The 9,081-nt window shown below is 60.4% G+C and carries 9 protein-coding genes; 4 read left to right on the plus strand and 5 right to left on the minus strand.

The annotated features are described in order from the left end of the window. Positions 1-11 precede the first annotated feature (11 nt). From BUQ90_RS02700 to BUQ90_RS02715, 4 genes are all read left to right on the plus strand, one after another. Positions 12-1,616 carry a phytoene desaturase family protein gene (locus tag BUQ90_RS02700; protein WP_074203597.1) on the plus strand — a complete coding sequence of 535 codons (1,605 nt, stop codon included), beginning with the start codon at positions 12-14 and terminating at the stop codon, positions 1,614-1,616. An 84-nt stretch (positions 1,617-1,700) separates the two neighbouring features. Next, the gene (locus tag BUQ90_RS02705; RefSeq protein ID WP_074203598.1) at positions 1,701-3,593 is read left to right on the plus strand and encodes a DUF3604 domain-containing protein; all 1,893 of its coding nucleotides are present in this window, start codon (positions 1,701-1,703) and stop codon (positions 3,591-3,593) included. 2 nt (positions 3,594-3,595) lie between these two features. Then, a complete protein-coding gene (locus BUQ90_RS02710; RefSeq protein WP_074203599.1) occupies positions 3,596-4,429 on the plus strand; it encodes a peptidyl-prolyl cis-trans isomerase in 834 nt (277 codons plus the stop codon). Beyond that, positions 4,429-5,424, plus strand: coding sequence for a HupE/UreJ family protein (locus tag BUQ90_RS02715; RefSeq protein ID WP_074203600.1), 996 nt, complete (start codon positions 4,429-4,431; stop codon positions 5,422-5,424). Before BUQ90_RS02710 ends, BUQ90_RS02715 begins: the two co-directional genes overlap by 1 nt. Positions 5,425-5,430: 6 nt before the next feature. Here BUQ90_RS02715 and BUQ90_RS02720 read toward each other — a convergent pair whose 3' ends face one another. The 5 genes from BUQ90_RS02720 to BUQ90_RS02740 form a co-directional block, all read right to left on the minus strand. Continuing rightward, entirely contained in the window at positions 5,431-5,805 is a 375-nt protein-coding gene (locus BUQ90_RS02720) for a DUF6768 family protein (protein ID WP_074203601.1), read from the minus strand. Next, the gene (locus tag BUQ90_RS02725) at positions 5,802-6,365 is read right to left on the minus strand and encodes an RNA polymerase sigma factor (protein ID WP_074203602.1); all 564 of its coding nucleotides are present in this window, start codon (positions 6,363-6,365) and stop codon (positions 5,802-5,804) included. Before BUQ90_RS02725 ends, BUQ90_RS02720 begins: the two co-directional genes overlap by 4 nt. A gap of 68 nt (positions 6,366-6,433) precedes the next feature. Next, on the minus strand, positions 6,434-7,198 hold the full coding sequence (locus BUQ90_RS02730) for an SDR family NAD(P)-dependent oxidoreductase (protein ID WP_074203603.1): 765 nt from the start codon (positions 7,196-7,198) through the stop codon (positions 6,434-6,436). Positions 7,199-7,207: 9 nt separating this feature from the next. Beyond that, complete coding sequence (locus BUQ90_RS02735; RefSeq protein WP_074203604.1) at positions 7,208-8,140, minus strand: SDR family oxidoreductase; 933 nt, start codon at positions 8,138-8,140, stop codon at positions 7,208-7,210. Positions 8,141-8,251: 111 nt separating this feature from the next. After that, positions 8,252-9,025 (minus strand): SDR family oxidoreductase, encoded by a 774-nt coding sequence (locus BUQ90_RS02740; RefSeq protein WP_074203605.1) that lies wholly within the window; start codon positions 9,023-9,025, stop codon positions 8,252-8,254. Positions 9,026-9,081 lie beyond the last annotated feature (56 nt).

Raw genomic sequence — 9,081 nt, forward strand, 5'->3', positions numbered from 1 at the left:
CTTTGCCTGACATGGACCAGAAAATCGACGCGCTGATCATTGGCGGCGGGCATAATGGTCTGGTCTGCGCCTTCTATCTGGCGCGTGCCGGCATGAAAGTGCGGGTGCTCGAAGCGCGCCATGTCGTTGGCGGGGCGGCGGTCACCGAGGAATTCCATCCCGGATTTCGCAACTCTACCGCCAGCTATACCGTGTCCCTGCTCCAGCCGAAAATCATCGCCGACATGAAACTGGCAAAGCGCGGATATCGGGTCTCGCTGCGCCCGCTGAGCAATTTTCTGCCACTCGGCGGTGGTCATTTTCTGAAACTCGGCGGAGGGCTGGCCGCTACCCAGGCGGAGGTTTCGCGGTTCTCCGAAAAGGATGCCGCCCGATTGCCCGAATATTATGCCATGCTGGAAGTCGCAGCGGGTTTGCTACGGGACATGGCGCACAAAATCCCGCCGGGCGCGGGCAGCGGCGCGGCCACTCTTCTGCAGGTCATCCGCCAGGGCCGGCAATTTCTGAAACTGTCCGCGCTGCAGCAGCACCAGATCGTCCAGCTGTTCACCCTCAGCGCGCGGGAATTGCTCGACCTATGGTTTGAGAGCGCGCCGATCAAGGCAGCCTTCGGTTTTGATGCGATCGTCGGCAATTTTGCCAGCCCGGATATGCCGGGCAGCGCCTATGTTCTGCTCCACCACGTCTTCGGTGAGGTCAACGGGGAGCAGGGGCAGTGGGGTCATGTCGATGGCGGCATGGGGCGGATCACCGAGCTGATGGCAGATGCGTGCGATGAAGCCGGAGTGGACATCCGCACCGAAAGCCCTGTGGAGCAGGTGCTGGTCCATGAGCGCAAGGCTGCGGGCGTACAGCTGGCGGACGGCGAGCAGATGCAGGCGGACCTCGTCATCGCCAATGTCGGTCCGAAGCTGCTTTATGATCGGCTCTGCGCACCGGACGATCTGCCGGATGACTTTCGCCAAATGATGGCCGGCTACAAGTGCGGGTCCGGCAGTTTCCGGATGAACCTGGCGCTGGACGGCCTGCCCGGATTTTCGGATTTGCCCGGTGAAGGGGACCATCTGAAATCCGGCATCATCATGGCGCCATCCCTCGACTATATGGATCAGGCCTGGCGGGATGCGAAGGATTTTGGCTGGTCGCGAAAGCCGGTGGTCGAAATGCTCATCCCCAGTCTGGTCGATGACAATCTCGCCCCGCCCGGCAAACATGTCGCCAGCCTGTTCTGCCAGCAATTCGCCCCGAATCTTCCGGGTGAGCGCAGCTGGGACACCGAGCGGGATGCCGCAGTACAAGCCATACTGGACGTCGTCGAGGATCACGCACCGGGATTTCGCAAGCTGATTCTGGGCCAGATGGCGCTGTCCCCGCTCGATCTGGAACGGAGGTTCGGACTGGTCGGCGGCGACATATTCCATGGCCGCATGTCCCTCGACCAGTTATGGGCGGCGCGGCCGGTTGTCGGCTCAGGTAATTATCGCGGCCCGATAGAGGGGCTGTGGATGTGCGGATCGGGAACCCATCCGGGCGGCGGAGTCACTGGTGCTCCCGGCCATAATGCGGCGCAAGCCATTCTTGCCAACCGCCCGCTCTGGCAACGGTTTTTGAGGTGACGCTACGGCATGCTTCGCCAAGAGCGCCAACTTGCATTGATGTCAGCTAAAGGATAGTTTCAGCACCAAGGAGAGGGAGAAAACATGCGCAAGATTCTGTTACTGGCGAGCGGTGCCACCGCGTTGGCACTTTCGGGTTGCGGCGGACTGACCGGTTCGGACGATGCCGAAGTGGAAGTCACCAACACGGAATATCCGGAGCAGGTATATTGGGGCGACACCCATTTGCACACCGATAACAGCGTCGACGCCTATGGCTTTGGCAACCGGCTGAACGCCGAACAAGCGCTGCGTTTTGCCCGCGGCGAAGAAGTCACGGCGACCAAGGGTGAAAAAGCGAAACTCTCCCGCCCGCTCGATTTTCTCGTCATTGCCGATCATAGCGACGCCATGGGTGCGACCAAGGCGATTGCCGAAGCACCGCGGATCGCGCTGCTCGGCAACGAGTTCCTGCTGCGCTGGCATGACATGCTCAACGAAAGCGAAGAAGGCGCCCTGCAGGTCACAGCGGAGCTGATTGACGGTGCAGCCAAAGGCACACTTCCCGAAGAGCTTACTGATCCCGAAGAACAGGCCGAACGCACAACCGAATTGTGGAACGCGCATGGCGAAACGGTCGATGAATATAATGAACCCGGCAAGTTTACGGCCTTCATGGGCTATGAATATACGCCGATGCCGCAGGGCGACAATCTCCACCGCGTGGTGATGTTCCGGGATGGGGCCGACAAGGCAACCACCGTCCTGCCCTATTCGTCGCAGGGATTTGCCGGAAATCCGGAGAATCTGTGGGAGCATATGGCGGCCTATGAGAAAGATACCGGCGGTCAGATGCTGGCGATTCCGCACAACAGCAATGTGTCCAACGGGCGCATGTTCGAAATGCAGAAATATGACGGCAGCCCGATTGATGCGGCCTATGCCAAAACACGGGCCTTGCGCGAGCCGGTGGTCGAAGTCACTCAGATCAAGGGCGACAGCGAAGCCCATCCCTTCCTGTCTCCCAATGACGAATTTGCCGGCTTTGGTGACGCGGGCTGGGACCAATGCAATCTCAGCTGCACGCGCAAAATGGCCCCGGAAAGCTATGCCGGAAGCTATACTCGCGAGGCGCTGAAACGCGGGCTGGAACTGGTGCACAGGATCGGTGCAAACCCGTTCAAATTCGGGGTGATCGGCTCCACCGACAGCCACACGTCACTGGCGACCGCGGACGAGGACAATTTCTTCGGCAAGCACAGCGCCAATGAAGCCAATGCCAGGGACCGCGCGCTGCAACCGCAAAATCTCGGGACTCGCGAAGGCCGGTTCGGTTGGCACTATCTGTCCAGCGGCTATGCCGCTGCCTGGGCAACCAGCAACACGCGCGAGGCCATTTTCGATGCCTTCATGCGCCGCGAAGTCTATGCCACGACGGGCCCGCGGATGACCGTGCGATTCTTCGGCGGCTTCGGATTTACCGCGGACGACATGGCTGATCTGGTCAAGGCCGGATATGAAAAGGGCGTGCCAATGGGCGGCGATCTCACCGGCGGAGACGGCACTGCACCCAGCTTCCTGATCAGCGCATTGATGGACCCTGAAAGCGCAAGTCTTGACCGCGTTCAGGTTGTCAAAGGCTGGATCGATGCGGATGGCAACTCGCAGGAAAAAATCTACAATGTCAGCTGGAGTGACGCCGACAACCGCAAGGCCGATGCAGATGGCAAGATCGGAGCCGTGCCCAACACGGTCGACCTGACCAAAGGCACCTGGGACAATGCGACGGGAGCACCGGAGCTGGCAACCTGGTGGCAGGATCCGGATTTCGAGGCCGATCAGCATGCCTTCTATTATGTCCGGGTGCTGGAAATTCCGACACCCACATGGCCGGTATATGATGCGCTGAAATTCAACCTGACCCTGCCGGACGAGGTGATCAAGATCCAGCAGGAGCGCGCCTACACCTCGCCGATCTGGTATACCCCCAAGGCATAAAAATGGCAGAAACACCGCGGCTGAAAAAGCTGCTGAAAGAACCGCTGGTCCACTTTCTTGGCGGCGCACTGCTGGTCTTCGGTTTTTTCTGGGCGACAGGCAGTGACCGTGATCCGGCGGACTATGCCATTGCTGTGGACGCAACGGACATTGACAGGTTGCGCGCAGGCTGGATTCGCAATTTTCGCCGGGAACCCACGGCGACCGAATTGGACGGTCTGATCGATCAGGAAATTCGCGAGGAAATCTATTATCGCGAAGCCCTGCGGCTTGGCCTCGACCGAAACGATCCGGTAATCCGGCGGCGGCTTTTCACCAAGATGCGTTTTCTGCGCAATGCCGAGGCAGATCTCGAACCGGCAGATGCGGTCCTGCAGCAATGGCTGGAGGAGAACCCGGAAAAATATGGGGGTACAGGCCAGTTTGATCTGGAGCAGGTCTATCTCGGCCAGGCCGGCGAGATGGACGAGAATCGCATTGCGCAATTGCGGGACCGGCTGAACGCCGGACAGAAGGAAAACGCCGGCAAGGCGATATCATTGCCGGAGAGCCTGCAGGCAACAGAAACAGAAACCGTCGCACGCCTGTTCGGAGAAGGTTTTGCCAGAGCACTCGGCGAATTGCCGGTGGGAAGCTGGGAAGGCCCGGTTCTCTCAGGCTTCGGTCTGCATCTGGTCAAAATTGCGAACCGCAAAGCCGGCACCATCCCTGTGCTCGATGATGTGCGCCAGCAGGTGCGCAATGACTGGCGGGCGGCCGAAACGCAAAAGGCGGAAGAAGGGGAATATCAGAAATTGCGCGGACAATATGACATCCGGATTGCCGGGCAAGACTGATGCGCTGGATTGTCTGGCTGGTCATAATTGTGTCCGGGCTGAACTGGTCGGTCATGAGTCAGGCCGATGAACTCCGGCCCGCCTATATCGAACTGAATCAGGTCAGCGGTGACAATTGGCGACTGACCTGGAAAGCCTCTGCCCGCTCCCGACTTGGCCAGACTGGTGCGGTCATTATCCCGGAAAACTGCCGAGCCAATGGCGAACCGGACAGACAGTTTGCCGCCGACAATATCCTCACCTTCCGGGATCTTGCATGTTCCGGTTCGATTGAGGGGCAGACGATCGGGCTGAGCGGGCTGGAATTGTCCAATACCGATGCCCTGGTGCGGATTTCGTCATCGGACGGGTCATTGCAGACACTGCGCCTCACACCTGACGCCCCCAGCGTCGTCATCCCTTCGGCGGACGGTGAAACACGGATCGGCAATGTCGCAGCGGCCTATACGGTGCTGGGCATCGAACATATTCTGGAGGGCTTCGATCACCTGCTGTTCGTTCTTGCCCTGGTGCTGTTGCTCAAGGGCGGATGGCTAGTGGTCCAGACCGTCACGGCCTTCACCATAGCCCACAGTCTGACACTGGTCGGAACGACGCTGGGCTATCTGTCCCTGCCGCAACAGCCGGTAGAAATTGTCATCGCGCTGTCGATCGTCTTTCTGGCGGTGGAAATCGTCAAGGCACAGCCCGGTGAAAGCCGGCTGTCGGAACGCTTTCCCTGGATCGTCGCCTTTCTGTTTGGCCTGCTGCACGGATTCGGTTTTGCCGGGGCGCTGGCCGAGATCGGATTGCCGCAGGACGATGTGCCGCTGGCGCTTTTCACCTTCAACCTCGGCGTGGAAATCGGCCAGCTGCTCATCGTGGCCGGCGGCTTGCTGGTGCTCGCACTGATCCGGCGATTGTCCGGCGAATGGCTGCGACCGGCGAAACTGGTCGCAGCCTATGGCATCGGAACGATATCCACCTACTGGTTCCTCGAACGCCTGATCGCCTGACCCGGATCAGCCCTGCCGCTCGGACAGCTGTGCCACCCGGAGCTCGATACGTTTCATTTCCGCCAGCAGGGACAGCAGGTTCATGCGGTCAAACATCCACATCTTCATGAGGCCGACAGCCTGGAACGACAGCAGAAATCCCGCCGCCCACAGCACGGTCTCGCGCAGTTCCACCGCTTCCAGCGCCCGCCAGCCGGCGTATATGGCGACGCAGAACCAGAGAAAGGTCACCACGGTTATGAGGTAGGACCAGAAGCGCATCGGGCCCTGCAGGGTCGCGCCGAGCTGGTCAAAAAGCCCGCGGCCATTTTCCAGATCCTCAAGAAATTCGCGGTCCTCGGCAGCCAGGGCTGCGCCGAGATCATTGTCAAATTTGGTCATGTCATCACTCCTTCCGGGACGGGGTTATCATCAAGCTCCGCCTGCAATTGCTTGCGGGCATGAAAAATTCGGGTTTTGGCGGTGCCCAGGGGCACAGCGGTTACGGCAGCAATTTCCCGCGCGGTCAGCCCTTCGCTGAAATAGAGAATGGCCGCGATCCGGTGATCCGGGCTCAACCTGTCAAAGGCCTGGTCGATCGTCACCTTATCTTCCGCGCGCGGACCGATCGCCTCTTCCACGCTCGCATCCGCTTCGGAAAACATCTTCCGCTGGCGCTGGGCCGCCCGGACCCGGTCGGCACAGCGCCGGTGCAAGATCGTATAGGCCCAGGCCGGAAACCGGTTCGGTCCACGCAACCCGCGCCAGCCCTTGCAAATGCCGGTCCAGGCTTCCTGAACCGCGATCCGGGCCTGGTCTTCATCCCGCAACAGACGGTAGGCCGTGCGCATCAAACGCGGTTGCCAGCGGGCCGCCAGCCGTTCGCCGGCCCGGCGATCCCCGGCCTGAATGCGGGTCAGCAGCAATTCATCGAATATGCGTTCGGTATCGCTGTAACGCACACAGACCTCCTGTTCCTTTGCTACTATAGTCGCAGCGAGGAGCAAAAAGGTTCAAGTGTTCCCAAAATTTATTGCGCGGTATACCCGCCGTCGACAACAAACTCCGCACCAGTCACATAGGCAGACTCATCCGAAGCAAGAAAAAGTACGCAATTGGCTATGTCGCGGGGCTCGCCGATCCGGCCGATCGGGATGGCCGCGGCAATCGCTTCATAATTGTCGGCATTATCTTCGGCGCCAGCGCTTTGCATGTTTGTGCGGATAATGCCGGGGTGGACCGTATTGACCCGGATATTGTCTGCCGCTGTTTCGAGCGCCACAGATTTGCTGAACATTTTTACCGCGCCCTTGCTGGCGGTATAGGCCGCACTGCCCCGGAAGCCGACCAGACCGGCGACAGATGACAGGTTGATGATCGACCCGCCGCCGCCCTGGCGCATCGCTTTCACCGCCTGCTGCGTACCGATGAAGCTCCCGACAAGGTTGACGTCAACCTGCCGGCGCAATCCGTCCAGCGCCGTGTCACTGGTGATACCGGCAACGTCGAGGATGCCGGCATTGTTGACCAGGATATCAAGGCGGCCATGTTTTGACAGCAGCGCCGCCATGACATCGCTCCAGTCCTGTTCGGATGACACGTCATGCCGGACCGCTTCTGCCGTGCCACCTTCTGACCGGATGAGAGACGCGGTTTCTGCGGCGCCATCGAAATCGATGTCGCTCAGAATGACGGTCGCGCCTTCTTCCGCCAAACGCTCGCCTATGGCCGCGCCGATGCCCGGACGGGATGCGCCCCCCGTCACCAGGGCGATCTTGCCGGTGAGCCTGCTCAAGCGCCCGGCCTAACCGGCAGAGGGGCGATGGGCCTCATCCGACCAGTCCTGCCGGGCGGCCCATTCTTCCATGGTCTCGAACTCGACTTCGGGCAGGCATTCCTGCTGATATTCAAAATTGACCTCGAACGGCCGGGTCGGGGAATCATTGTTATAGTGGTAGAAGGCGGCGATGCCGGCCGAAAAATCCTTGCGCGCTTCCGCCGGCATCGAATCCCCCAGGGCTTCGACCAGCAGGTCCCCGAATTCTTCGGGCGTGCAGGGATCATATTTGATCTCGCGCCCGAACACGCGGGACAGGATGGCGGTGACATCTGTCGGCTTGAGCCGCTCGGGACCACCGATATTCATCCAGGTGCCTTCCATGTCCGGCCGGTCCAGCGCCGCCGTCATGCACTTGCCGACATCATCGAGACTGATCCAGTTCGCCTGCAAATGCGGCTTATGCGCATAGACATAGCGGTTCTCATGTACAATGAACGGCCGCGCCCAGTTGGTCAGCAGATTGTCCATGAACAGCACCGATCCGAAAATCGTTGCGGGAATGCCCGACCGGAAAATGCTGTTTATCGCCGTGGTGTTGTTGCCATAGGTGAAGGGTTCGCCTGGCCGGTTGGGGATCCAGCTGGAGGTGTTCCAGACAAAGCGCTCGACACCGGCTTCCTTGGCGGCAGCGGCCACGCGCCCGGTCAGGGTTGCGCGATCCTCGCGCGCCTGCAGGGGATGGGTGTAGAAAACGGCATCCGATCCTTCAAAAGCGGGAACCCAGGTCGCTTCGTCATAAAGATCAAAAACCCGGGCTTCGTCTGCCGCATTGCTGCCGCCGAGATCCGGTGTTTCGCTGCGGGACAGGGCGCGCACCTTGCGACCGGACGCGGCCAGCTGTCTGATTTGGGCCAGTCCTTGCCTGCCTGTCGAACCCACTACCGATACCAGTGACATGATACATCCTCCTCCTTGTGAGCGAGGGAAGCTAGCGGCTGGAGGCGAACGGCCCAATGCGCGTTTTTGTCAGGCCACAAGTGATAGGAGCTCATTGGCCATGGCGGCCGTTCAGACATCCTCTCCATTGAGGCGCGCCTGCCAGCGCTGCATCCCGCCAATCCACCTTTCGGGATCGGCGCCTTTCTGGCGGAGATAGTCGGCGACTTCCGGATGCGGCAATATCAGAAAGCGCTCCTCCGATATCGCTTCCAGTGTGGTCTCGGCCACAGCTTCGGCCGATAACAGGCCATCCTTGTCCACGGTTGACGTATCGAGATCGGCAATCAGCGGCGTGTCGACGCCCTGGGGACAGAGGACGGACACCTTCAGACCTTCGCGGCCATGGGTAATGGCGAGCCATTCGGCAAAACTGACCGCGGCATGCTTGGTGACCGAATAGGGAGCGGAACCGATCTGCGCCAGCAGTCCGGCGGCGGACGCCGTGCTGAGAATATAGCCCCCGCCCCGCGCCAGCATCCGCGGAACGAGCAGCCGGGCGGCCCGGATATGCGCCTGGACATTGATATCCCAGATCCGCTGCCAGTCCTCATCGGAAGTGCCGACGCCGCCGTCCATGATGATACCCGCATTGGACACGAACAGGTCGATCGGGCCGATATCCGCTTCGACCCCGTCAATCAGGGCCGCAATATCCGCCTCTTTCGCCACATCGGTCTCCACCGCCGTGCCGCCGACCTCGGCTGCCACGGATTGCGCACCGGCGATGTCTCGGTCCGCACAGACAATATGCTTTGGCTGTTCAGCGGCAAAGCGCCGGGCCAGTGCCGCGCCGATACCGCTCGCACCGCCGGTGATGACGATGACTTTGTTTTTCAGATCCATGGGGTCCATTTCCTGTTGAAGGGCAAAATATGCAGCGCTTCTAGACCAATTGCAGC

The organism is Parasphingorhabdus marina DSM 22363 (assembly GCF_900128895.1).
Classification (GTDB): Bacteria; Pseudomonadota; Alphaproteobacteria; order Sphingomonadales; family Sphingomonadaceae; genus Parasphingorhabdus; species Parasphingorhabdus marina.

What these genes read in the sequence shown, in the direction of transcription:
- BUQ90_RS02700 (WP_074203597.1), top strand. Translation starts at nt 12, where the DNA reads ATGGACCAGAAAATCGACGCGCTGATCATTGGCGGCGGGCATAATGGT.
- BUQ90_RS02705 (WP_074203598.1), top strand. Translation starts at nt 1,701, where the DNA reads ATGCGCAAGATTCTGTTACTGGCGAGCGGTGCCACCGCGTTGGCACTT.
- BUQ90_RS02710 (WP_074203599.1), top strand. Translation starts at nt 3,596, where the DNA reads ATGGCAGAAACACCGCGGCTGAAAAAGCTGCTGAAAGAACCGCTGGTC.
- BUQ90_RS02715 (WP_074203600.1), top strand. Translation starts at nt 4,429, where the DNA reads ATGCGCTGGATTGTCTGGCTGGTCATAATTGTGTCCGGGCTGAACTGG.
- BUQ90_RS02720 (WP_074203601.1), bottom strand. Translation starts at nt 5,805, where the DNA reads ATGACCAAATTTGACAATGATCTCGGCGCAGCCCTGGCTGCCGAGGAC.
- BUQ90_RS02735 (WP_074203604.1), bottom strand. Translation starts at nt 8,140, where the DNA reads ATGTCACTGGTATCGGTAGTGGGTTCGACAGGCAGGCAAGGACTGGCC.
- BUQ90_RS02740 (WP_074203605.1), bottom strand. Translation starts at nt 9,025, where the DNA reads ATGGATCTGAAAAACAAAGTCATCGTCATCACCGGCGGTGCGAGCGGT.